At 35.2% G+C, this 23924-nt stretch carries 22 protein-coding genes; 8 read left to right on the top strand and 14 right to left on the bottom strand.

Annotated elements, in window-relative coordinates:
- Window positions 1-63 precede the first annotated feature (63 nt).
- The 6 genes from ACN0WI_RS06830 to ACN0WI_RS06805 all read left to right on the top strand — a co-directional run bounded on the left by ACN0WI_RS06830 (window position 64) and on the right by ACN0WI_RS06805 (window position 11493).
- Window positions 64-3102, top strand: a complete 3039-nt coding sequence (locus ACN0WI_RS06830) for a SusC/RagA family TonB-linked outer membrane protein (protein WP_417885911.1) — start codon at window positions 64-66, stop codon at window positions 3100-3102.
- Window positions 3103-3112: 10 nt separating this feature from the next.
- Complete coding sequence (locus ACN0WI_RS06825; RefSeq protein WP_417886059.1) at window positions 3113-4609, top strand: RagB/SusD family nutrient uptake outer membrane protein; 1497 nt, start codon at window positions 3113-3115, stop codon at window positions 4607-4609.
- 10 nt (window positions 4610-4619) lie between these two features.
- Window positions 4620-6683 carry a hypothetical protein gene (locus ACN0WI_RS06820; RefSeq protein WP_417885910.1) on the top strand — a complete coding sequence of 688 codons (2064 nt, stop codon included), beginning with the start codon at window positions 4620-4622 and terminating at the stop codon, window positions 6681-6683.
- Window positions 6684-6687: 4 nt separating this feature from the next.
- Window positions 6688-8337, top strand: a complete 1650-nt coding sequence (locus ACN0WI_RS06815) for a family 16 glycosylhydrolase (protein ID WP_417885909.1) — start codon at window positions 6688-6690, stop codon at window positions 8335-8337.
- A 95-nt stretch (window positions 8338-8432) separates the two neighbouring features.
- On the top strand, window positions 8433-10727 hold the full coding sequence (gene bglX, locus ACN0WI_RS06810) for a beta-glucosidase BglX (RefSeq protein ID WP_417885908.1): 2295 nt from the start codon (window positions 8433-8435) through the stop codon (window positions 10725-10727).
- A 1-nt stretch (window position 10728) separates the two neighbouring features.
- Window positions 10729-11493 (top strand): family 16 glycosylhydrolase, encoded by a 765-nt coding sequence (locus ACN0WI_RS06805; RefSeq protein WP_417885907.1) that lies wholly within the window; start codon window positions 10729-10731, stop codon window positions 11491-11493.
- Between the two features lie 70 nt (window positions 11494-11563).
- Here the strand turns inward: ACN0WI_RS06805 and ACN0WI_RS06800 are convergent, their stop codons facing one another.
- The 3 genes from ACN0WI_RS06800 to ACN0WI_RS06790 form a co-directional block, all read right to left on the bottom strand.
- Window positions 11564-11716, bottom strand: a complete 153-nt coding sequence (locus ACN0WI_RS06800; RefSeq protein WP_417885906.1) for a hypothetical protein — start codon at window positions 11714-11716, stop codon at window positions 11564-11566.
- Between the two features lie 30 nt (window positions 11717-11746).
- On the bottom strand, window positions 11747-12094 hold the full coding sequence (locus tag ACN0WI_RS06795) for a hypothetical protein (RefSeq protein ID WP_417885905.1): 348 nt from the start codon (window positions 12092-12094) through the stop codon (window positions 11747-11749).
- 111 nt (window positions 12095-12205) lie between these two features.
- Window positions 12206-13456 (bottom strand): 3-deoxy-D-manno-octulosonic acid transferase, encoded by a 1251-nt coding sequence (locus ACN0WI_RS06790; RefSeq protein WP_417885904.1) that lies wholly within the window; start codon window positions 13454-13456, stop codon window positions 12206-12208.
- Between the two features lie 96 nt (window positions 13457-13552).
- Here ACN0WI_RS06790 and ACN0WI_RS06785 point away from each other — a divergent pair, with 96 nt between their 5' ends.
- Complete coding sequence (locus ACN0WI_RS06785; RefSeq protein ID WP_417885903.1) at window positions 13553-14686, top strand: DegT/DnrJ/EryC1/StrS family aminotransferase; 1134 nt, start codon at window positions 13553-13555, stop codon at window positions 14684-14686.
- Between the two features lie 82 nt (window positions 14687-14768).
- Here ACN0WI_RS06785 and fabD read toward each other — a convergent pair whose 3' ends face one another.
- The 5 genes from fabD to ACN0WI_RS06760 form a co-directional block, all read right to left on the bottom strand.
- Window positions 14769-15650 (bottom strand): ACP S-malonyltransferase, encoded by an 882-nt coding sequence (gene fabD, locus ACN0WI_RS06780; RefSeq protein ID WP_417885902.1) that lies wholly within the window; start codon window positions 15648-15650, stop codon window positions 14769-14771.
- Between the two features lie 92 nt (window positions 15651-15742).
- Window positions 15743-16243: a pyridoxamine 5'-phosphate oxidase family protein gene (locus ACN0WI_RS06775; protein WP_417885901.1), complete on the bottom strand. Its 501-nt coding sequence runs from the start codon at window positions 16241-16243 to the stop codon at window positions 15743-15745.
- A gap of 93 nt (window positions 16244-16336) precedes the next feature.
- Window positions 16337-17200: a fructosamine kinase family protein gene (locus ACN0WI_RS06770; RefSeq protein WP_417885900.1), complete on the bottom strand. Its 864-nt coding sequence runs from the start codon at window positions 17198-17200 to the stop codon at window positions 16337-16339.
- Window positions 17187-17678, bottom strand: coding sequence for a dihydrofolate reductase (locus tag ACN0WI_RS06765; RefSeq protein ID WP_417885899.1), 492 nt, complete (start codon window positions 17676-17678; stop codon window positions 17187-17189). Before ACN0WI_RS06765 ends, ACN0WI_RS06770 begins: the two co-directional genes overlap by 14 nt.
- Window positions 17679-17681: 3 nt before the next feature.
- Entirely contained in the window at window positions 17682-18158 is a 477-nt protein-coding gene (locus ACN0WI_RS06760) for a 2TM domain-containing protein (RefSeq protein ID WP_417885898.1), read from the bottom strand.
- Window positions 18159-18220: 62 nt separating this feature from the next.
- Here ACN0WI_RS06760 and ACN0WI_RS06755 point away from each other — a divergent pair, with 62 nt between their 5' ends.
- A complete protein-coding gene (locus ACN0WI_RS06755) occupies window positions 18221-19303 on the top strand; it encodes an aminotransferase class V-fold PLP-dependent enzyme (RefSeq protein ID WP_417885897.1) in 1083 nt (360 codons plus the stop codon).
- Between the two features lie 217 nt (window positions 19304-19520).
- On the opposite strand, the gene ACN0WI_RS06750 is transcribed toward ACN0WI_RS06755, so the two are convergent.
- The 6 genes from ACN0WI_RS06750 to ACN0WI_RS06725 all read right to left on the bottom strand — a co-directional run bounded on the left by ACN0WI_RS06750 (window position 19521) and on the right by ACN0WI_RS06725 (window position 23913).
- A complete protein-coding gene (locus ACN0WI_RS06750; protein ID WP_417885896.1) occupies window positions 19521-19919 on the bottom strand; it encodes a hypothetical protein in 399 nt (132 codons plus the stop codon).
- 25 nt (window positions 19920-19944) lie between these two features.
- The gene (locus ACN0WI_RS06745; RefSeq protein WP_417885895.1) at window positions 19945-20922 is read right to left on the bottom strand and encodes an L-histidine N(alpha)-methyltransferase; all 978 of its coding nucleotides are present in this window, start codon (window positions 20920-20922) and stop codon (window positions 19945-19947) included.
- A gap of 15 nt (window positions 20923-20937) precedes the next feature.
- Complete coding sequence (egtB, locus tag ACN0WI_RS06740; protein ID WP_417886058.1) at window positions 20938-22101, bottom strand: ergothioneine biosynthesis protein EgtB; 1164 nt, start codon at window positions 22099-22101, stop codon at window positions 20938-20940.
- A 127-nt stretch (window positions 22102-22228) separates the two neighbouring features.
- The gene (locus ACN0WI_RS06735) at window positions 22229-22660 is read right to left on the bottom strand and encodes an energy transducer TonB (RefSeq protein ID WP_417885894.1); all 432 of its coding nucleotides are present in this window, start codon (window positions 22658-22660) and stop codon (window positions 22229-22231) included.
- Window positions 22661-22679: 19 nt separating this feature from the next.
- Window positions 22680-23057, bottom strand: coding sequence for an energy transducer TonB family protein (locus ACN0WI_RS06730; RefSeq protein ID WP_417885893.1), 378 nt, complete (start codon window positions 23055-23057; stop codon window positions 22680-22682).
- A gap of 31 nt (window positions 23058-23088) precedes the next feature.
- Window positions 23089-23913 carry a thymidylate synthase gene (locus ACN0WI_RS06725; protein WP_417885892.1) on the bottom strand — a complete coding sequence of 275 codons (825 nt, stop codon included), beginning with the start codon at window positions 23911-23913 and terminating at the stop codon, window positions 23089-23091.
- Window positions 23914-23924: the final 11 nt, after the last annotated feature.

Genomic DNA, 23924 nt, shown 5'->3' with positions numbered 1-23924 from the left:
TGATAAATTAGGTAAAACCTTCTTCTTATAGCTAATTTGCTTACTAAACAAAATAATTAACAAATGAATAGAGCACTATTACTTATTTTATTTTGTATGCTTTCTTTGGGTATACATGCTCAAACGTTTTCGGTTTCAGGTATAGTTTCAGATAATGAAACCCAAATGCCATTACCTGGAGTTAACGTTTTTGTGAAAGGAACTACAAACGGTGCAACAACCGATTTTGATGGTAATTATACCATTTCTGATGTAGGCAATGGAGACATACTTGTATTCTCTTATGTTGGTTTTGCCAAAAAAGAAATAACTATTACAAATCAAAAAAACTTAGATGTAAGTTTGGTAGTGGATTCGGAATCACTAGACGAAGTTTTAGTGATAGGATATGGGGAACAAAGAAAGCGAGACATTACTGGGGCGGTTTCTAACATTGGGGCAAAAACCATTGATAATTTAAAACCAGTAAATGCAGCACAGGCTCTCCAGGGAACAACTTCTGGTATTAATGTAACGCCAACAGGCGGTTCGCCAGGTGCAGAATCAAATATTAGGATTCGTGGAGTTTCTACTAATGGAGAAAATAAGCCTCTTATTATTCTAGATGGTTTTCAGTACGAAGGAGGCTTAAATAGTATTAATCCTCAGGATATTGAAAATATTACCGTTCTTAAAGATGCACAAGCTGCAATTTATGGGACTATTGGTGCAAATGGTGTAATTTTGGTTACCACTAAATCAGGTAAGAAAAATCAGAAAACAAAAATTTCTTATGATGGTTATACAGGTATTCAAGAAACTACCAGAAAATTACCAGTATTAAATGCTACTGAATATGCGCTTATCTTAAATGAAAGTTATGCCAATGCCGGGCAGCCATTACCTTTTTCTAATATTAACAATCTTGGAGCCGGAACAGATTGGCAGGATGAGGTGTTTCAGGAAGCGTTAGTAACAAGTCATAACCTTTCGATAGTAGGTGGAGAAGAAAAGATCACGTATTCTATTGGTGCTTCAAATTTAAAACAGGAAGGGATCATTTCTCCTGAAAAATCGAAATTTGAACGTAGTACGGCAAAAATTACTTTAAATGCCGATCTTACCGATAAGCTTAACATTCAAACTAAATTATTTTATAATAGTACTGAGAGCAGTACCGTGAATAGCTTTAGTTTAGGTTCTGTTTTATTCAACGCAGCTAACATTGCACCAACTATAGATCCTTCAGTTAGCAATCTTGATGGACAAATAAATCTTGGTAACGAGGTTGTAAACCCATTAACCCAATTGGATAATACTTACAATAAGTATATTACTAATCGCTTAAGTGGTACGGTGCAGGCAAGTTTAGATTATGCTAGAAACCTAAATCTAAAGGGACGTATCGGTTTTAATACTAGCAATACTAAAAATCGAGAATTTACGCCAGAATTTAATTACGGTACTGGTAAAATTTATACCAACTCAAACAGCTCGGTAACCTTAGGTAAAATTAATGATAACGATTATACGTTTGATTTGTTCAATACCTACGAGAATACTTTTGGAGAATCACATGATGTTACTTTTCTGCTAGGTATGACTGCCTACGAAACAAAAGGAGAAGGTCTTTATGGCTCTAGAACCGGGGTACAGGCTAATAGCTGGAAATTTGCAGATTTAAACAGTGCGAACGGTGCAGGAGAAGAACAAACGAATTCATCATATGTTTATAAAATAAGAAGGTTATCTTATTTTGGAAGGATTCAATATGCTTTTAAAGATAAGTACTTATTATCTGCGATGTTACGTCGTGACAGTTCCACCAAATTTGGGCCAAATAATCGTCTAGCTTATTTCCCATCAGCAACTGCAGGTTGGGTAATTTCAGAAGAAAATTTCTTTAATGAAGATGGTTTTCTTAATTTCTTAAAACTACGTGGTAGTTACGGAGTTTTAGGTAACGATCAGATTGAGGACTTTGGCTATTTAGCTTTGTTAGATGGTGAAGCAACTTACGTGCTGGGGCAAGAACAATTATTAGTGAATGGTCGTGCTTTAGGGCAGTTAGCAAATCCAAATTTACAATGGGAAGAAGCTAAGAAGTTCGATGTTGGTTTAGATGCTAATTTCTTAAGTAGTAAATTTGAGTTTACGGTAGATTATTTCATTAATAATCGCGATAACTTATTATTAACAACTATTCCAGTATCAGGAATTTACGGAGTGGGGGCACCTGGTTCCGGCAGTCCTACAATCAACGCGGGATCTGTTAGAAATACAGGTTGGGAGTTTGCCTTAAGTTATAATAATAGTTTTAGCGATGATTTCTCTTTAAATGCTTCATTTAATATAAGTACTCTAAAAAATGAGGTAACTGAGGTAATCGGAACCGAGTTTATTGAAGGAGGGAATTTTGGTGTAGGACAGCCTTTAATCTCCAGAATGGAAGAAGGAAAGCCAATTGGATATTTCTATGGGTATCAAACCGATGGAATTTTCCAAACTCAGGCTGAAGTAGATGCACATCCATCGCAATTAGCATTAGGGGCAGAAGCCAGGCCTGGAGATATTAGATATAAAGATCTTAATGGAGATGGAGTTATAGATAATAAAGATCGTACCGACCTTGGTAACCCAATTCCAAAAGTAACCTTAGGATTTAATTTCGGATTTAATTTTAAGAATTTCGATTTCGCAACCTATATGTTTTCTAACCTAGGGAACGATATTGTTCGCAACTACGAAAGAGATCAGCCTAATGTAAACAAAATGAGTTATGTGCTAGATCGTTGGACGGGTCCAGGAACAAGTAACACGGTGCCAAGAGTGACTACAGCAGCTACTGCTAACAAGGTGTTCTCAGATTTCTTTATCGAGGATGGTTCATTTTTAAGAATTCAAACCGTGAGCCTTGGATATACTATTCCATCTGAATTTACAAAAAAAGCATCTATAGATAAGTTCAGGATTTATGGTAAAGTAGATAATGTGTATACGTTTACCGAATATTCTGGTTACGATCCAACTGCATCAACAGGTGACCCAATTGGTGGAGGTATCGATATAGGTTTCTATCCATTACCAAGAACGTATATGTTAGGTGTAAATCTTGAATTTTAAAAAAATGATGATGAAGATAAATATCAAAAGAAATATAATTTTGGCAGCAATTGCCGCTTCGTTGGGAGTTACTTCTTGCGGGGACGATTATGTAGAAGTAGATCCACCATATGGAATAAACTCTGATTCTTACTTCACTGCAGAAGATGATTATTACAATGCATTAATTGGTACTTATGATATTTTACAGAGTACCTATGTGAATGTAATATTAGGTGAAATAGCATCAGATAACGCTCATGCTGGTGGGGAAAGTGCAACAGATGTGATTGGCTGGCAACAGGTAGATCGTATGCAACATAACCCAGTAAACGATAATCTTGATGATATTTGGGATTGGAATTTTGCGGGAGTGTATCGTGCAAGTTTTGTGTTAGAAAATGCCGATAAAATTGATTTTGAAGGTAAATCTCAGTTATTAGCTGAAGCACACTTTTTAAGAGCTTATTTCAATTTCGAATTATTGAAATTTTTTGGACCCATTCCTATTAAACCAGAAGGCAGATTTACATTAGGTGAAGCACAAACGATTCCAAGAGCATCAAAAGCTGATGTTTATGCATTTATTGAAGAAGATTTGCAGTATGCTGAAGCCAATTTAGCTGAAAATGCTCCTGAAGTTGGACGTGTTACTAAAGGTGCTGCACAAGCATTATTGGGTAAAGTTTATTTATACCAAGATAAATTTTCTGAAGCTGCAACCGAACTTCAAAAGGTAATCAACTCTGGTAAGTACCATTTATACGGAACTCAGGGTGACGAAGAATATGAAAACCTTTTTGAGTATACGGCAGAGAATAGTGCAGAATCGGTTTTTGAAATTCAGTATACTGGTACTCAAGGTGCAGGGTTTGAATGCTTGCAATGTAGTGAAGGTAATGTAATGGTTGGTTTTAGTGGAGTTAGAGGTTATGCTGGTCCTGTTTTTGAATCGGGTTACGGTTTTAACCTACCAACTGAAGAAGCTTATAATTCTTTTGAAGATGGAGACTTAAGGCAAGGTATAAGCGTTTTAGATATTGAAGCATGGGTAACAGAAACCGGTGCTTCTTATAATATTGGAAATCAGGATGAGGTTACAGGGCATACTGGTTATTACAACCGTAAATATTTACCGAGACAAAACGATAATCTTGGTGATGCCAATTTAACACAACCAAATAATTATAGAGCGATTCGATATGCAGATGTATTGCTAATGGCAGCAGAAGCATTAAATCGTGGAGGTATTGATAATAGCCAGGCGAGAGCTTATTTAAATATGGTTAGGGATCGCGCTGGTTTAGCACCCGTAGATGATAGCGGTGCAAATCTTACCGAACAGATTTATATGGATAGAAGGTCTGAAATGATAGGAGAAGGACATCGATTCTTTGATTTGGTAAGAACAGGTAGGGCTGCACAGGTTATCGATGGATTTACTACGGGTAAAAATGAAGTGTTCCCTATTCCATTAGAAGAAATACAATTCGCTCAGGGTAACTGGGATCAAAACGCTGGTTATTAAAATATAGATTATGAAGAATTATATTAAATCAATAATAGCATGCTTTTCTATTCTTTTTGTTATCTCTTGTGAAGATGATGATAGTTTAGAAAGTGTAGACATTGCAATACCATCAGATATTTCTGCTCAGTTTACGGTAAAACAAGACAATTCTGGTGATGTAAGCATATTTCCTTCAGCAAATGGAGCAAATATGTTTAGTGTAGATTTTGGAGACGGCAGTGAAGTTTCTGAGGAATTTGCTTCAGGTGATCATATAGAACATACTTATGCTGAAGGACAGTATGATGTAACCATTTATGCGATCAATTTAAATGGAGAGGTTTCTGAAGCTTCGCAATCTTTAAATGTTTCCTTCCTCGCTCCAGAAAATTTAGAAGTAACGATCACTAAAGATTCGTCGAATCCTTTTAAGATAAGCGTTACCGCAACTGCAGAAAATGCTGCTGGTTACGAAGTTTATTTTGGAGAAAATACAGATGAGCAGCCAACGCTTATTATGGAAAGTGAGACTGCCGAATATGAATATGGTAATATTGGAGATTACACAATTAGGGTAATTGCATTAAGTGGAGGAGCTGAAACTACAGAATATTCTGAAGAAGTTACTATCGTAGATCCGTTATTATTACCAATCAATTTCGAATCACAGACTGTAGATTACACGTTCTATAACTTTGGTGGAGGTGCAGCAACGACTACTTTGGTAGCCAATCCGGCAACTAATGAAGTGAATGAAAGCACAACAGTGGCTTCGTATACCAAACCATCAGGTTCTGAAACTTGGGCAGGAACTTCAGCTACTTTAAATGAGAATATCGATTTTAATAGTACAACTTTTATAGCGGTAGATGTGTATTCTCCAAAAGCTGGTATACCCGTATTATTTAAAGTAGAGAATGCTGATAACTCCGATATTTTTACGCAGTTTGAAGCTATTACCACTAAAGAAAATGAGTGGGAAACTTTGATTTTTGATCTTTCAGATATAGATCCTTCTCAAACTTATAGTGTTATTGCATTGTTTTTTGATTACAATACCTCTGGTGACGACAACACATATTATTTTGATAATATCAGATTAGCAAATCCTACAATTGTCGAATTACCGGTAACTTTTGAAGGTAATGCAAATGCATATCAGTTTACAGAGTTTAATGGGGCACCTACTGTTTTAGTGGCTAATCCAGATATGAGTGATGGAAACCCTAGTGAAAATGTAGTTAAGGTTAATAAAATAGCAGATTCAGATATTTGGGCCGGCTCATACTTCGATTTAGATAATGCTGTAGATTTTACAGAAGATGACCAGTTAAGTTTAAAAATATGGTCTCCCGAAGCTAATATTCCTATTACTTTAAAATTTGAAGATCCAAATGATGGAGAGACAGCTACCGAAGCAAGTGCTACGGTAACAGAAGCTAATACCTGGCAAACCCTTACTTTTGATTTTAGCGGCGCAGATGCTTCGCAAAATTGGAAGCGTGCTGTTTTGTTTATGGATGCTGGTAATGCCGGGAAAGGACTGGATTATTATTATGATGATCTTTCTTATGTGAGCGATCAGCCAACGACAGCTCCAAAACTTCCGTTAACTTTCGAATCTGCCTTAGTAGATTACAGCTGGTCTGGATTTGGAGAAGCTAACGCTTCGGTTATTGAAAATCCGGATGTTTCAGGAATTAACACAAGTACAAATGTAACTGAGCTTGTAAAGAATGATGGTGCTAAGGACTGGGCAGGTGTTTCACAACTTTTGAGTGGCGCGATAGACTTTAGCCAGGGGACAACAATCTCTATGAAAACTTGGTCACCTAAAACAGGAGCAACGATTCTATTGAAATTAGAAAATTCTAAGTCAGAACCAGATGCTAATGGAAATCCATCAGTTATAGCAGAAGTTCAACAATCAACTACGGTTGCCAGCGAGTGGGAAGAACTAAGTTTTGATCTTACAAGTTTTGGTGCCTTTGATCCTAATGCCGGGTATGATACTGTGGTTGTTTTTTATGACTTCGGAAACACAGAAGGTGGTACGTTCTACTTTGATGATATTCAAATTAAAAATGACTAAAAAAATGAAGAATTTTAAATATATATTAGGATTGATGATCATTCTTGGTAGCTTTTTACAAAGCTGCCAAGATGACGATCACGACTTTGGAGAAGTCGTGGCGCCTTCAAATCTTACTCTGGAAGCTACGGTAATGAATGTAGATGAAGAAAATCCGAATGGCGATGGTAGTGGGAAGGTTTCTTTTAGTGCACAAGCAGAAAATGCCATGAACTATAAATTTACATTTGGTGATAATACCTCTGCTAATATTACAGATGGAGACACTATTCATACGTTCACCAAAACTGGAATAAACGATTATGTGGTAACAGTGCTTGCTACCGGTAGAGGTGGTGCGACAACTTCAGAAACAATTATGGTTACCGTGTATAGCGAGTTTGATGATCCTGAAACTAAATCTTTGCTTACAGGAGACGATTCAAAAACCTGGTATGTCGCCGCAGCGATGCCTTCACATTTAGCCCTTGGTCCAATTGAGTCTAAAACCTCTGATTGGTATAACGCTTCTCCTTTTGAGAAGAAAGATGGATGTTTCTATGATGATAGTATGACGTTCAGTCTTGATGAAAATGGCAATATTTTATACGAACTGGATAATAATGGAGCTACATTCTTTAATACCAACTTCCTGAGTGTTGCAGGTGGTACCAACGGAACCGGGGATGAATGTTTTGGCTATGATACTTCTGGGGTTAAAAATGTAAGTCTGTCTGCAGCACCAACTATTTATTCGGAAGATGAAACTACGGGTACGCAACTAATGATTGCTGACGGAGGTTTCTTAAGTTATTATGTAGGGAATAGTACCTATGAAATTTTGGAAATTACTGAAGATTATATGCAGGTTAGAACGCAATCTACTGGAGATCCTGCTCAAGCCTGGTATTTAAAATTTACTACAGATCCTGAAGGTGGAGCCGGTGGCGGAAATAATTCTGCAGAAGGAAAAGAGCTTAAAACTGAATTCGAAAATCTTGTTTGGGAAGAAGAATTCGATGGAAGTTCTTTAGATACCGATAGCTGGAATTTTGAAACTGGTAATGGCGATAACGGATGGGGAAATAACGAAAAACAGTATTACGAAGAGGAAAATGTGGTTGTAAATGACGGTACTTTAAAAATAAATGCCATTGCAGAAAGCACTAATGGATTCGACTATTCTTCTGCTCGAATTACTACGATGGATAAGCAAGAGTATGAATATGGTAGAGTAGAAGTAAGAGCTAAACTACCTGGTGCTGCTGGTACTTGGCCTGCGATCTGGATGTTAGGATCAAATTTTGCCGAGGTAAACTGGCCTGCTTCTGGAGAAATTGATATTATGGAACATGTAGGTAATAACCTTGGCCATGTGTTAGGAACTCTACATTTACCAGGGAATTCTGGAGGCGAAGGAATTTCTAAAGGTACTCAAGTTGATAATATAGACTCAGAGTTCCATACCTATACTTTAGAATGGACAGCAGATCATATTCTTTTTGCTGTAGATAACGTAGTATTTCATGAATATGAAAACAGTGAAGATACACCGTTTAATCAAAAGTTTTTCTTAATTCTAAATGTTGCCATGGGTGGTAACTTAGGAGGAGAGATAGACCCTAATTTTAGTCAGGATACGATGGAAGTAGATTATGTGAAGGTTTATCAATAAATCATAACACGTAATATTATATTATTATTTAATAAAATAGGGGTTGCCTGGAGGTTAAGCTGTTCTTCCTCGTAGCCCCTTTTTAATTTTCGGATATGAAAAAAAGAGTAGCAATAATTGGAGTATTTCTGTCGCTAGGTTTGCTGGCATTCTCTACCTATAAAAAGCCTGTATTTAAGAAAAGTGATCAGGATCCTAGAGATATCGAGCAGAAAATAGATTCGGTTTTAGCTTTAATGACACTTGAAGAGAAAATCGGGCAGATGGTACAATATAACGGAAGCTGGGATGTTACGGGCCCCGCGACTGGAACTGATAACGAGAAGAAACTCGAAAACCTTAAAAAAGGACTTGTAGGTTCTATGCTTAATGTGACTTCTGTAAAACATACGCGTGAAGCACAAAAGCTGGTGATGGAAAATAGCCGACTTAAAATTCCTTTGATTTTTGGTTATGATGTAATTCATGGTTATCAAACTATGTTTCCTGTTCCACTTGGTGAAAGTGCCAGTTGGGATTTAGAACTCATGGAAAAAACGGCAAGAGTTGCCGGTAGAGAAACTGCAGCGGCTGGTGTTCATTGGACCTTTGCACCAATGATGGATATTTCTCGTGACGCACGCTGGGGGCGAATTATGGAAGGTGCGGGTGAAGATCCTTATCTAAACTCTAAAATAGCAGTAGCCAGAATTAAAGGCTTTCAGGGAGACGATCTTGCAGATTCTAAAACTATTGCTGCCTGTGCCAAGCATTTTGCAGGTTATGGTTTTGCTGAAGGTGGTAGAGATTATAATACGGTAAATATTGGTATTTATGAATTAAACAATACCATTTTGCCTCCGTTTAAAGCGGCTGCAGATGCGGGAGTGGCAACTTTTATGAATTCTTTCAACGAAATTGACGGAGTTCCCGCTACTGCAAGCACGTATTTACAAAGAGATTTACTGAAAGGTGAGTGGGACTGGGATGGTTTTGTGGTTTCAGATTGGGGATCGATAACTGAACTTATTCCGCATGGTGTTGCAAAAGATAAAAAAGCAGCTGCGGCATTAGCTGTAAAAGGCGGGAGTGATATGGATATGGAAGGCGGCGCTTATGAGTCGTCTTTAAAAGAATTGGTTGAAGAAGGAATAGTTGATGAAGCTTTGATAGATGATTCCGTAAAACGTATTCTTCGTATAAAATTTAGATTAGGGCTTTTTGATGATCCTTATAAATATTGTGATGAAGCCTTCGAGAAATCTGAATTATATTCTGAAGCTAATCAGCAGGTGGCTTTAGAAGCAGGTAGAAAATCGATCGTTCTTTTAAAGAACGAAGGTGATATTTTACCAATTCAAAATTCAATTAAAAATATCGCTGTTATTGGACCATTGGCTAACGATAAAGATTCGCCTTTAGGAAACTGGAGAGCACATGCGGTAGAAAATTCGGCAGTTTCAGTCTTAGAAGGAATTAGAAATCATGCACCAAAAGGGGTGAAGGTAACTTATGCTGAAGGGGCAAAACTTTCAACCGGAGATCGATCGTTTTTAAACCCTATGACATTTAATAAAGATGATAAAAGTGGTTTAGCTGAAGCTGAAAAATTAGCCAAACAGGCAGATTTAGTGGTTTTGGTGGTTGGTGAAGATGCTTATCAAACCGGGGAAGGTCGTAGCCAGACCAATATTGGTTTTGCCGGATTGCAGGACGATTTGATTGAAACGGTTCAAAAAGCTAACAAAAATGTGGTCATGGTATTAATGAATGGTCGCCCGATGGATTTAAGTTGGAGTTCTGAAAATATTCCAGCTATTGTAGAATCCTGGTTTTTAGGTTCACAGCATGGTAATGCAGTTGGCGAGGTTCTTTTTGGAAAGTATAATCCTTCCGGGAAATTGCCGGTATCTTTCCCGCAGAATTCAGGAATGGAGCCATTATATTATAATGAGAAAAGTACCGGTAGGCCAGATGGTGGTGCACAGGTTACCTATTCACATTATACCGATTCACCAAGGGAAGCATTGTATCCATTTGGATTTGGACTCGGTTTTACCGAATTTGAATATGGTGATATCAAGCTAAGTTCCGATTCTTTTTCAGAAGGCGGAAAAATAGAAGCTTCAATTTCAGTGAAAAATACGGGTAATATGCTAGGAGAAGAAATTGTTCAGCTGTATTTACATGATCTAGTGGGAAGCATTACACGACCAAATCTAGAACTCAAAGCCTTTGAGAAAATTTCATTAAAACCGGGCGAAAGTAAAGTGGTGAATTTCACAATCGATAAAGAAATGATCACATATTTTACTATTAATAAAGAATGGGAAGCTGAACCTGGTGATTTCGAGGTGATGATTGGCGGTAATTCTGTAGACCTTAAAAAAGCTAATTTTGAATTTAAATAGTATGAAAACAAGATTAGCGATTTTAGCCGTGTTGTTTTTGGTCTTGCAAAGCTGCGAGGATCAGGAAAAAGAATTGATATGGGAAGAAAATTTTGATGGAAATAGCTTAAATATGGAATATTGGAGCTATGAAAATGGAGATGGCTGCCCTGATATTTGTGGTTGGGGAAATAATGAGCGACAGCTTTATCGACCTGAAAACCTTGAAATAAAAGATGGTATGGCGATCATTACTGCTGAAAAAGATGGCGATGCCTATTTTAGCTCTCGAATTAATACTAAAGATAAATTAGAATTTCAATATGGTACTATAGAAACCCGTGCAAAAGTTCCCGGTGGGCAAGGTATTTGGCCTGCTATTTGGATGTTAGGAGATAATATTAGCGAAGTGGGCTGGCCTGCTTCCGGAGAAATCGATATTATGGAATATGTTGGCCGAATGAAAGATACCCTACATACAACCTTGCATACACCGGCAACTCACGGCGATCATGCCAGTACTAAAGTGACGAAAATCGATAATGTGGAAGATGATTTTCATGTGTATAAAGTAGAATGGTCTAAAGATGAGATTGTATATTTTATCGATGGGACTAAAGTGTATACTTTTTCACCGGAAGTTAAAGATGATGAACACTATCCTTTTCGACATAAATTCTATTTTTTATTGAATATGGCTATTGGAGGAAACTTTGGAGGCCCTGAAGTAGATGACACTATTTTTCCCGCAAAATTCTATATTGATTATATAAAAGTATATCAATAAATTTTATTTCATATAATAAAAAAGCCCTTTCAATTTGAAAGGGCTACTGTTTTTTTAATATTCTAAATTTTTAGTCTACTGCGTCTTCTACAGCATCTCCTGCGTCATCAGCAGCATCTTCTACGCTATCCGCAGCTTTTTCTACACCTGATTTTTCTCGACAAGAAGTGAGCATAGTGCTAGCGCCTACAGCTAAAAGCAATACAAATAATATCTTTTTCATAACAATTTTATTTTTTGGTTTTATAGTTAATTAGTAATCATCACTGCCATCAATTTCATCGGCAGCTTCATTTACAGCATCTTCAGTTTCGTGGGTTGCATTATCAACTGCATCACCAGTCTCATTAGCAGCATGTTCTATAGCATTACCGGTTTCATTGGCTGCATTTTTAATAGCATTACCGGTATCATCAGCTGCCTGTTCGAGATCTTCACTAACGCTGTTGTTGTCATCATCTACATCATCGTTCATGTCTTTTTGATCTTCTGCCATTTCTTCAGTTTGATCTGTATTATCTTCATTTTTAGTTTCCCTACAAGAAATTAATGTAAATGTGAAGGTTAAAAATGAAGCAAATAGTATAAAATAACGTTTCATAAATTGTTTTTTAGTTCTTCTTAATTTATATAGTTGTCTAATTAAGTGAGGACTAAAGTACAATTTAAACAAAATCAACAATAGAATTTAAAATAACTTTAATACAGATTCTTAAATATCATTAAAAGTAGCTGTTTTTTTGAGGTATTGTATAACAGATCGAGTTGCTCCGGTATTACTACTAATAAAGTGCCCGCTAATCATGCCTGTTTTTTCTCGAAATTGACGATTATTGATAAGTTTTTTGATAATTTGAGTAGTTTCTTCGGAAGAAGATGCCGAAAATAAGCCTGCTAATTTTTGAAGTTGTTTAGCCTCTGGGAATTTTTCGAAATTTTTTCCAATAATTATAGGAAGACCAAAAGTAGCAGGTTCTAATATATTATGTAGGCCTGTACTTCCAGCAGCTCCGCCTACATAAGCAATATCAGCATAGCTATAAATTTTAGAAAGTAGTCCGATAGTATCGATTATCAATACTTGATGTTGATTAATTTCAGCATCAATTTTTTCTGAAAAAAGAATAGTAGATTTTTCGATTTTGGCTGTAAAGCGTTCTATTTTGTCTTTTTTAATTTCATGTGGAGCAATAATAAATTTAACTTCTGGTGGAGCACTATTAATATAATCTAATAAAAGTGCTTCATCTTCCGGCCAAGTGCTTCCGGCAACTATGCAAAGTCTATCTCCTTTAAATTTTTCAATAAAATCGAGTTTATTATCATATTCTAACTGTCTGGAAACTCTATCAAAACGTGTATCGCCACTTACGGTGGTATTTTCAATATGTATAGTTTTTAAAAGTTCTTGAGAGGACTTATTCTGAAGAAAAATATGTTCAAAAACCTGCAAAGCTTCTCTAAAAAGTTTGCCATAACTTTTAAAATAAATCTGATTATCTCGAAAAGCACCTGAAATAAGAAAAGATCTAATATTTCTTTTTTTTAATTCACCCAAAAAATTAGGCCAGATATCATATTTAATGAAAAATGCGAGTTTTGGATTTAGTAATTCGATGAATTTTTGAGCATTTTTGGGTGTGTCTATCGGTAAATAAACAATAGCATCGGTTAGTGGATGATTTTTTTTGTTTTCGAAACCCGATGGAGAGAAAAAACTAACCAAAATTCGATAATTTGGTGCTTCTTTTTTTAAAGCTTCCATTATTGGAACTGCTTGCTCAAATTCTCCTAAAGAGGCCGCATGAAACCAAGCCCAAGGTTGACTTTTATCAAGCTTTTTGAGCTCTGAAAATACTTTTTTTCTTCCTTCAACAAAAAATTTCATTTTCTGATTAAAAAAAGTACTTGCCGGAAGTACTGCTTTAACCAAATAACTAAAACCGTTGTAAATACTTTTCAAAATAAATCGATTTAAGGTACAAAAGTACGTGTTTCTTAAAAAAGTTATGGAAAGGGAAGCGATATTTCGTAATTTTGAAATAATAAGATATAACAAATGAGAAAGATACAAATGGTCGACCTGAAAGGTCAATACGAAGGAATAAAAGATAAAATAAACACTTCTTTTGAAGAAATACTTTCTTCTACTGCATTTATAAATGGACCAGAAGTTCAGAATTTTCAGAAAGAATTAGAAGCATATTTAGGAGCTAAGCATGTAATACCTTGTGCTAATGGTACCGACGCTTTACAAATTTCGATGATGGGATTAGGTTTAAAGCCAGGTGATGAGGTTATAACAGCGGATTTTACTTTTGCTGCAACGGTGGAGGTAATTGCGCTTTTAGGCTTAACACCTGTATTGGTAGATGTAGAGCCTGATACTTTTAATATCGATCCTGAAAAAGTTAAAGCGGCTATTACACCGAAAACTAAAGCGATTGTTCCGGTTCATTTATTTGGTCAAACTGCAAATATGGACGAGATTATGGATATTGCTACAGCACATAATCTTTTTGTAATTGAAGATAATGCACAAGCTATTGGTGGTGCTTACCATGATAAATCAGGTAAATCCTATAAAACAGGAACAGTGGGTAACATTGGAGCAACTTCTTTTTTTCCATCTAAAAACTTAGGTTGTTATGGTGATGGAGGTGCTATTTTTACAAATGATGATGAGTTAGCACATGCTATTCGTGGTATTGTAAACCACGGTATGTATGAACGTTACCACCATGACGTTGTGGGTGTAAATTCCAGGTTAGATAGTTTACAGGCAGCTGTGTTACGAGCTAAATTACCAAATTTAGATTCGTATAACGAAGCTCGACGTAAATCGGCTGATCTTTACGATGCTGCTTTAAAAAATCAGGAACATATTGTTACTCCGGTTCGAGTAGGAAAGGAAGATACACATGTATTCCACCAATACACGTTAAAAATTACCAATGGAAAACGGGATGCGTTAGTAAAACATTTTCAGGAACATAATATTCCATGCGGTGTATATTATCCAATTCCGTTGCACCAACAAAAAGCGTATGCCGACGAACGTTATAATGAAGCGGATTTTGAAGTAACTAATCAGTTAGTAAAAGAAGTTATTTCACTACCAATGCATACTGAATTAGATAAAGAGCAAATAGAATTTATTACAAAGACTTTAATTGAATTTGTAAATGCTTAATAACTATATATTTATTGAATAGAAAAAAAGCCCAAATTCATTGAATTTGGGCTTTTTTTATGGAAAGTTTCTTCGCATATAATTAAATAGCTGCTGAAGAAGTTTCTATTTTTCGATCTACTTTTTTAACTAATCCTTGTAATACTTTGCCTGGACCAACTTCTACAAAGCTAGAAGCGCCATCTTTCAACATATTCTGAACAGATTGCGTCCATTTTACCGGTGCCGTTAATTGAAAAACTAGATTTTTCTGAATTTCTATAGGGTCGGTAACAGCAGTAGTACTTACATTTTGATAAATAGCACAACTTGGGTTGCTAAATTTAGTAGCTTCAATAGCTGCTGCTAATTCTTGTCTTGCTGGTTCCATAAGAGGGGAATGGAAAGCCCCACCAACTGGTAATAATAATGCACGTTTGGCTCCTTTTTCTTTCAAAGTTTCGCATGCTTTTTCAACAGCTGTAGTTTCTCCTGAAATTACAATTTGTCCAGGGCAGTTATAATTGGCAGCTACAACGGTACCTTCTGTTTCAGCACATACAGCTTCTACTAATTCATCTTCTAAACCTAAAATAGCGGCCATAGTAGATGGAGTAATTTCACAAGCCTTTTGCATGGCTAAAGCACGTTGAGAAACTAAGCGTAAGCCATCTTCAAACTCTAAGGTGTTATTAGCAACAAGAGCAGATAATTCTCCTAACGAATGCCCCGCCACCATATCAGGCTTAAAATCGTTGCCTAATACTTTGCTTAGAATAACGCTATGCAAAAAAATAGCAGGTTGTGTAACCTTTGTTTGTTTTAGATCTTCAGCAGATCCGCTAAACATAATTTCTGTTATAGAAAAGCCAAGTATATCGTTGGCTCTTTCGAAAAGTTCTTTAGCTTTTGCTGATTTCTCATATAAATCTGCTCCCATTCCTGAAAATTGGGCTCCTTGTCCAGGAAAAATATATGCTTTCATAATTTGTTTTTTATCGTGGGTAAAAGTAGCAAGAATAAAAAAGACCTCATAAAAAAATATATTATGAGGTCTTTTAAGGCAAATACAAGTTTTTATAATTCTAATTTTCCTTTTTCTCCGATGTCTTGACTTTTCCCAGATACTGCAGCCATTCCCATTTTAAATAAGGATACGTATTTGTTAGATTTTGTATCCCAATAATAAGCTTCTTCAGGATTTATTTTAATAGCACTTAAATTAGGATCGTTTTCGTCTTTAAACCAAGTATCATCCACTTTAGAATATAAATCTTCTAAAATATCTTTTTCGGTCACAATAGTAGCTTTCCCAAAAATACTAATGAATTCGTAATCTTTAACATCGCTATATAGAAGTTGTACATCATTATCTTTTACAATATCGGAGTTATGATCGCTGCTAATGCTGCTTAAAAACCAAATATTACCTTCGGTATCTACTCGTTTAGTTGTCATTGGGATTGCACTAACAGGTTTATTTCCAATATTAGTAACCATCATTGCGGTTCTAATACTTTCTACTAAAGATTTCATTTTCTTTCTTGCTTCGCTATATTCTAAATTTTCTGAACTCATATCTTCAATTTTTTATGAAGATACTAAAGAAGAAATGCGTGATGCGCTAAGAAACTGCTAAAAGAGAAGTACTTGCTGTTAATAACTGTGAAATTAAGAAAACTGAGCAATTATTTTCTTGCAAGAAGAAAGATAACCTGTTCCAAATAAATTAAGATGTACCAATAAATAGTAAAGCTGCCAAATAGGTACACGTTCTTCAAAGCCATTTTCTACAGGGAATTTGCTAAAATAATTTTCGAAAACACTAGTGCTAAATCCGCCAAATAATTTCATCATTGATAAATCCATTTCACGTGGTGCATAAGCAACTGCAGGATCTATTAAGCAAGGTTTACCATCTGCATTAACAAGATAATTTCCATTCCATAAATCACCATGAATTAGAGCTGGTTTTTCTTCTGGAATAATATGGTATAATGCTGAACAAAATTGTTTTGTATTCCCTAAAGAATAACCTTGTTCTTTAGCTAATTTAAATTGAGGCTGAAGTCGTTCTTCAATATAAAAATCAACTATATTCTTATGATTATTATTTAGTTGAGGTAAACTCCCAATGTAGTTGTCTTCAGAAAAGCCGAAGGTTTCTCTAGAATTTTTGTGTAAATCGGCTAATTGTTTTCCGAAAATTCCCCAAAAATCTTCTGTTTGAGAACTTGTTTCTCGATATTCCATCAATAAGCCAGCGTAGTTTTCTTCAGAATAAACACCAATCATTTCAGGGACATCTATTGCTTTTGCGGCTTTTAACTTCTTCATTCCGGCCATTTCTCCTTCAAACATGCCAGGAAATTTAGAAGCGCTATTTACTTTAAGTACTTTTTTTTTCTCCGAAGTTTCTAAAAGAAAAACATCGTTTATATCGCCGCCAGATAAGGGGCTGATATTATGAATTTCGAAATTGTTTTTTTCGGCAACTTTTTTAAAAAGATTCTGGTAATTACTAGTGACGTTCATAGGTTAAATAACTAAAGGAGTATTTATGTTTTTCATCTTTTTCATGAAATACTTCATTAGTTAACTTCCATTCTTTTTCATCAATTTCAGGAAAAAAAGTATCGGCATTTTCAAAGCTTTCATGAACACGAGTAAGTTCTATTTTATCGGTTCTTTCTAAGGCCATTTTATAAATTTCTCCACCGCCTATAATAAATGTGTTTTCATCTAAATCTTGAGCAATTTTTAAAGCTAGCGATAGGCTTTTTACAACATATACGTCTGCATCTGGCTTATAATTTTCGTTACGAGTAATTATAAAATGGGTGCGGTTTGGTAAAGGGCCACCTAAACTTTCAAAAGTTTTTCGTCCCATAATAATGGGATGATTGGATGTAGTTTTTTTAAAATGTTTAAAATCATCCGGTAGCCTCCATAAAAGCTCGTTATCTTTTCCTAGTGCATTATTTTGGGCAACGGCCGCAATCATTGTAACCATAAATTAGTGATTGTAGTTTTGGTCTGGATTATCTGGAGAGATAGGTTTAAACCTATCATTTTCGGTATTTGTTTTACTAATGTCTTTTTGAGAATCAGTATTAGGTAACGGATGATCTTGTGCTACTTTCTGCTGAAGCTTTGCTATTTTCTCATTTTGTTTGGCTACTAGTTTTTCGATATGTTTTGCTTGCCATTCTTTCCCCATAAAGGTGTTTACCAAAAATACATTGAAAAAATGAACTAAAAATATAGCGCCCAATATAAATATTACCCAAACAAACCAGTTATATCCTAAAATAAGCAGGTTCTCTTTAAAGCCAATTACAACATTTAAAATAATAGCTAGAATAGAAATTACCAGAAAAACGATAAAATGTTGAAATAATCTTTTTTTCTGAAGTGTTCTTTTTCTAGCATTCTCGTATAATTCGCGTTGCTCGGCATCTAGTTTGGTGGTGTTTTTCTTTTTAGAGAACATAATAAAAAGTACTTTAGTGATATAACAAATTTACATTTTTAGAACTAAATCTATGGATGCTTATGAGTAATTTAAGAAAAGGCTTTCCTGTTTTAGAACGATATACGTATTTAAATACAGCAGCTTCTGGTTTATTAAACGAGAAAGTTCTAGAATTTCGGCAGGAACACGATCTTGATTTTTTAATTTCAGGGAGTGTTTTTAAAGAAAACCACGGTAAATTATTAGCTGGTGTTCGAGAAGAAGTAGGTTCCTTTTTTAACTGTGCCGCCAATAGAGTAGGGCTAGTACCTAATTTTTCTTATGGATTTAATACGCTTTTAGAAAGTTTAGAAAAGCCTAAAAAAGTATTGTTGCTGAAGAATGATTATCCGTCTATTAACTGGCCGGTACAATCCAGGGATTTTGATATTTATTATGCTGAAATAAACGAGAATCTTGAAGAAAATATAGTTGAAGTTTTAAAGAAAGAGCAACCTCATTTTTTTGCCTTTAGCATTGTACAATACATTAACGGTATTAAATTGAGCACCGCGTTTATTACACAGTTAAAAAAAGATTTTCCTGAAGTCATTTTTATTGCTGATGGTACGCAATATCTAGGAACCGAAGCTTTCAATTTTGATGAAAGTGGAATAGATTTAGTAATAGCAAGTACTTATAAATGGTTAAATGCTGGATTTGGTAATGGTTTTATTCTTTTTAATAAAAATGTAGAAGGAAAGATAGCTCCAAAACATTTAGGTTTTAATTCGTTACAAGGAAAATATAAAGCTCAAGAGGGGAATTTTTTAGGCAAGTTTGAACCCGGACATCAGGATACATTGAATTTCGGTAGTTTAGGAGAAGCTTTAAAATTGAATAAACAGATTGCGATTTCAACTATAGAGGCGCAGATTAATTTACTGAAAAAAAAAGCTAAAGAGGTTTTTGCTGAAATGAATTTGCTGGAGGAATCCGTTTTAAAAAGAGGAGAGCATTCATCGATTTTCAATATTAAAGGTGACGATAAATTATATCAATATTTACGAGAAAAGGACATCATTGTTTCGCAAAGAGGAGAAGGACTGCGTGTAAGTTTCCACTATTTTAATACAGAAGAAGAATTGGAAGTGTTAGTAAACGCACTGAAGAGTTACAAGTAACAATTTTTTAATCCTTTTGAGATTTAATATCAAATTCAAAATCCATGTTTACTTTACAAATTTCTTTTTTTTAGTTTTAAGCAGTATTAGGGAAAATAAGTAAAATAACTAAAAGAGGTATCAAATTAATTTTTTACAACAGTTATTATCCATAAAGATAGTTTGTGACTAATTATCAATAAAATTGAAATTGCGTTTTTCAGTATAATGAAAATTTTTATCCGTTTTCAGGGAGAATTGCTTGTTCTTCGGCTTCGAATAAAAAACGTTCAGAAAAAGTATTGTTAGGGTTATGAACTTGGTAAGCTTTAATTAAATTCCACCCTAAGCTTTTCATATAATTTAAAGCTTGAATTATTGAATTGAAAACCCTTTTTTCTCCAGTTTCGTTTCTTATATAGGTGTTTTTTATTAGTGTGTCATCTTGGCCATAATCAATTTTTATTTCTACATGACTAGAAAATGTTTTATGGGAAGGGCTAATTGAGCAATAATGGATTGGATATTGCAAAATATCTAGCTTAGGCTCTTGTTTATTCGTAGATAATGAATCTTGCGCTAGCGCAGAATTCATTATCATGAATAATAGGATAGTAATAGAGTAAAGAAGTTTCATAGGAATATATCAATTAGCAAATGCATTAAAAATCTTTCCTTCTAAAGATATAATTTTTATAGCAGTTTTCCGAATCGCTAAATTCTCCAGTTACTTCAAGACCAGATTCTTTTGCTAGCCACTGTACAATATGATCATCGTATTTCTGAGAAATTTCAGTATGAATAGTTTCCCAGGCATCAAAATGAATAGTTAAGCCAAGTTTGTCGATTTTAACCTTTTGTTCTTTGCTGCTTACCAGATAGCTACTAGCCGTTCCGGTTTCAGGATTGTAAGTTTCCCAGTGTTTAAAATTCTCAATATAAAAGTCGGCATCCAATTCATTATTCATCCTTACCAGAAGATTTTTATTGAAAGCTTCGGTGATTCCGTTGGGATCATTATAAGCATCAAGGATTTTTTGAGGATCTTTTTTCTGATCAAATCCCATAAACAACATGTCCTCTTCACTCATAGCCTCACAGATATTCTTTAAGAAATCGATGGCTTTTTCATGCATTAGGTTTCCGATGTTCGACCCCAGCACCATAATCACTTTTTTACGGGAATTATAATCGGCCAGTTTTTCTAAAGTTTTGAAGTAAGTACCTTGCTGAGTTTTGATCTTAACCCCAGGGATTTCAGTTTTTAGGGCTTCTTCCAGTTGGTCTAACACATGCTGGCTAATATCTACCGGTAAGTAATTAAAATCATAATTTTTAGCGACAAGATGTTTCAGTAGAACTTTTGTTTTTTTTCCATCACCAGCACCAAGTTCAATTAAATCAAAACCTTTTTTACTATTGAAAGAATCGGCGATTGAAGCAGTATGTTGTTGAAGAATGTCGAGTTCACAATTGGTTAAATAGTACTCGGGCATATTCATGATTTGCTGAAAAAGCTTATCGCCTTTTTGGTCATAAATATATTTTGAAAGCAGATATTTCGGAAAGCTTGTTAGACCTTTGGCAACATCTTCTTCAAAAGCAGTGTCATATTTTGTGGTTGTTGGTGTGGATTTCATAATCTGAGTTGATCGTTATTTAGCAAGGCGAATTCCTGTAAATTGCCAGCGTAATGGGGCATGGAAAAAGTTACGATACGTAGGTCTTGTATGTTTTTTTGAAGTAGCTACAGAGCCTCCTCGTAGGACTTTCTGGTTTACCATAAATTTACCGTTGTATTCGCCTAAAGCGCCTGGTGCTTTGGTATATCCAGGGTAAGGGGAATAAGCACTTTCTGTCCATTCCCAACGCGACCCCCAGTTAAATTTGCTATTCGCGATTTCCCATTCCTGCTCGGTTGGTAGGCGTAAACCTTTCCACTGGGCAAAAGCAAAAGCTTCATAATAGCTAATATGGCTTAGTGGTGCATCATAAATTAATTTTTGTAAACCTTGCAAGGTAAATTGATGCCATTCACCATCGATTTTATGCCAATAAGATGGTGCTGAAATCTTATTGGTATTTACCCAATCCCAAGCTTCAGCATGCCAAAGCAGAACATCTTTGTAACCTCCAGACTCTATAAATTCTATATACTCTTTATTAGTCACCAGTTTATTTGAAATTTGGTAATCGGCTAAGTAAACGGTGTGCCGACCAAGCTCGTTATCGTAACAGAAATCGGTGCTGTTATGCCCAATCTCGTAATTTCCTTTTTCTACAGAAATCCATTCTTGCGGAAAATCCTGTATTGGATTTTCTTTAAATTGATCATTGTATTTAGGAAAAAGCGGATTATTACCTAAAATATATTTAATATCGGTATATAGTAATTCCTGATGTTGTTTTTCATGATGGCAACCAATCTCGATTACTTCAAGAATTTCACTACTTAGATCTTCAGATTCGATAAAATCCTTTAATGCTTTAGAAACATAATTTCGGTATTTATAAATCCAGGCAACTGTTGGGCGCGAAAGATTTCCACGATTGGTACGTATTACCTTTTCGCCTACACTTTCGTAGTAACTATTAAAGACATAAGCCGAGTGATCATCAAAAAGTTGATATCCGATTTTGTAAGGTTTCAATACAAATTCTTCGAAAAACCATGTAGTGTGTCCCAGGTGCCACTTCGGTGGAGAAACATCTACGATAGGTTGAACCACGTAATCTTCAGTTTCTAAAAAAGAACAGATAAGTTCAGATTTCGCTCTGGTTTCGTTGAAAAAATCTAATAATTCAGATTGTAAAAGCATAAAAAGAGGTCGCGATTTGTGCGTATCTCTCAAATTTACACTTTTTTAGAAATCAAATATGTTGCTTTGCGTTAATCCGAAGTTAAAAAAGAATACTGATAAGTTGCGAAAAACAGTATTTGTTTGGTTAAAGATTTAGCGGTATTGTGTATTTAATGGAAACTGGTTTACCCGCTTTTTTACCCGGAGTCATTTTAGGTAATTTGACAAGCATGTTGGTTAGTGCCTCTTTTATTTTAGGTTCTTTGGTAGAAATACCATCAATCCTGGCTACTCCAGTTGTATCGATATGCATTTTTATCACAGCTTTTCCTCTAATGAAATCACCAGAGTTTTTACGCGGATATTTGTATTTAGTTTTTACGTGGTTTAGAAAATTTTTGTTGAAACAATCGATTTTATTTGCTTCTTCTTCACAACCTGGCCAAACGGGAGCAACTTCTGAAATGGTAATAGAATTACCTTCAACTTTTACATTTTCTTGTCCATAATTGTTTATCGTAGTCAAAAAACAACTTATAAACATTAGATTTTTGATAAGAATTGAAGGTAATTTCATAGCTTATAATTCTAGATTTTTAAAACTTAAATGGGATAGTGAATTCTCTAGAATCTGGTTTTCCATTTACAGTAGCCGGTTTCATTTTCGGCATTTTTTCAATCATTTTTTTGGCTGCTTTATTTACCAAGGGCTTGTCGCCTTCAATATTTAAAACATTTACTTTTCCAGTTTCATCAACTTCAAATTTGATGGTTACTTTACCACGAACATATTCGCCGGCATCATTTTTTGGATATTCATAATTGTCACGAACGTGCTTACTAAGTTTTTTGTTAAAACAAGTTTTTACATTGTCGCTACCTTCGCAGCCTGGCCAAACCGGAGAGGTTGTTTGTGCTTGTATGATGCCTGTAGCTCCAATAATAAAACTTGCAATAAAAAATAACTTTTTCATAAAACTAAAATATTTTAATTAAAAGATTGTTTTAAACCGCAACCTTTCCTTTTATGGAAGGATGAGGATTGTAACCCTCTAATTTAAAATCTTCGAACTTAAAATCAAAAATATCTTTTATGTCAGGATTAATTTCCATTTTTGGTAGCGGGCGAGGATCTCTACTCAACTGAAGTTTCACCTGTTCCATATGGTTGCTGTAAATATGAACATCTCCAAATGTATGAATGAAATCCCCAGCTTCGTAACCGCAAACCTGAGCCATCATCATGGTAAATAATGCATACGATGCTATATTGAAAGGAACGCCTAGGAAGACATCGGCGCTTCGTTGATATAATTGGCAGCTTAATTTTCCATCGGCAACATAAAACTGAAAAAAGGCATGGCAAGGAGGAAGTGCTGCTTTACCGTTAGCTACGTTTTCTGAGAAAGAAACTGAAGTATCCGGCATAACTGAAGGATTCCAAGCAGAAACTAACATTCTACGACTGTTAGGGTTTTTCTTTAAAGTTTCGATAATTTCAGTAATCTGGTCGATTTCTTCGTTATTCCAGTTTCGCCACTGGTGACCATAAATTGGTCCGAGATTTCCATTCTCATCGGCCCACTCGTTCCATATTTTTATACCATTTTCTTTAAGATAACTAATATTTGTATCTCCTTTTAAAAACCAAAGTAATTCGTGGATTATGGATTTAAGATGAACTTTTTTAGTAGTAACAAGTGGGAAGCCTTCGCTTAAATCGAATCTCATTTGGTAACCAAAAACACTCTTTGTTCCGGTACCTGTACGGTCTCCTTTTTGAGTTCCTTCTTCTAGAATATGTTGTAATAAGTCGTGATATTGCTTCATGGTATAATATT

Origin of the sequence: Zunongwangia sp. (assembly GCF_048269745.1) — a bacterium.
Classification (GTDB): domain Bacteria; phylum Bacteroidota; class Bacteroidia; order Flavobacteriales; family Flavobacteriaceae; genus Zunongwangia.
Note: the sequence above shows the minus strand (reverse complement) of the source record. Positions and strands in the feature narration are given on the sequence as shown.

Coding starts and splice junctions, on each gene's coding strand:
- ACN0WI_RS06770 (WP_417885900.1), bottom strand. CDS start 17,200: ATGAACGTCACTAGTAATTACCAGAATCTTTTTAAAAAAGTTGCCGAA.
- ACN0WI_RS06760 (WP_417885898.1), bottom strand. CDS start 18,158: ATGTTCTCTAAAAAGAAAAACACCACCAAACTAGATGCCGAGCAACGC.
- ACN0WI_RS06755 (WP_417885897.1), top strand. CDS start 18,221: ATGAGTAATTTAAGAAAAGGCTTTCCTGTTTTAGAACGATATACGTAT.
- ACN0WI_RS06820 (WP_417885910.1), top strand. CDS start 4,620: ATGAAGAATTATATTAAATCAATAATAGCATGCTTTTCTATTCTTTTT.
- ACN0WI_RS06750 (WP_417885896.1), bottom strand. CDS start 19,919: ATGAAACTTCTTTACTCTATTACTATCCTATTATTCATGATAATGAAT.
- ACN0WI_RS06745 (WP_417885895.1), bottom strand. CDS start 20,922: ATGAAATCCACACCAACAACCACAAAATATGACACTGCTTTTGAAGAA.
- ACN0WI_RS06765 (WP_417885899.1), bottom strand. CDS start 17,678: ATGGTTACAATGATTGCGGCCGTTGCCCAAAATAATGCACTAGGAAAA.
- bglX (WP_417885908.1), top strand. CDS start 8,433: ATGAAAAAAAGAGTAGCAATAATTGGAGTATTTCTGTCGCTAGGTTTG.
- ACN0WI_RS06805 (WP_417885907.1), top strand. CDS start 10,729: ATGAAAACAAGATTAGCGATTTTAGCCGTGTTGTTTTTGGTCTTGCAA.
- ACN0WI_RS06800 (WP_417885906.1), bottom strand. CDS start 11,716: ATGAAAAAGATATTATTTGTATTGCTTTTAGCTGTAGGCGCTAGCACT.
- ACN0WI_RS06825 (WP_417886059.1), top strand. CDS start 3,113: ATGAAGATAAATATCAAAAGAAATATAATTTTGGCAGCAATTGCCGCT.
- ACN0WI_RS06735 (WP_417885894.1), bottom strand. CDS start 22,660: ATGAAATTACCTTCAATTCTTATCAAAAATCTAATGTTTATAAGTTGT.
- ACN0WI_RS06785 (WP_417885903.1), top strand. CDS start 13,553: ATGAGAAAGATACAAATGGTCGACCTGAAAGGTCAATACGAAGGAATA.
- ACN0WI_RS06775 (WP_417885901.1), bottom strand. CDS start 16,243: ATGAGTTCAGAAAATTTAGAATATAGCGAAGCAAGAAAGAAAATGAAA.
- fabD (WP_417885902.1), bottom strand. CDS start 15,650: ATGAAAGCATATATTTTTCCTGGACAAGGAGCCCAATTTTCAGGAATG.
- ACN0WI_RS06795 (WP_417885905.1), bottom strand. CDS start 12,094: ATGAAACGTTATTTTATACTATTTGCTTCATTTTTAACCTTCACATTT.
- ACN0WI_RS06830 (WP_417885911.1), top strand. CDS start 64: ATGAATAGAGCACTATTACTTATTTTATTTTGTATGCTTTCTTTGGGT.
- ACN0WI_RS06730 (WP_417885893.1), bottom strand. CDS start 23,057: ATGAAAAAGTTATTTTTTATTGCAAGTTTTATTATTGGAGCTACAGGC.
- ACN0WI_RS06815 (WP_417885909.1), top strand. CDS start 6,688: ATGAAGAATTTTAAATATATATTAGGATTGATGATCATTCTTGGTAGC.
- egtB (WP_417886058.1), bottom strand. CDS start 22,101: ATGCTTTTACAATCTGAATTATTAGATTTTTTCAACGAAACCAGAGCG.
- ACN0WI_RS06725 (WP_417885892.1), bottom strand. CDS start 23,913: ATGAAGCAATATCACGACTTATTACAACATATTCTAGAAGAAGGAACT.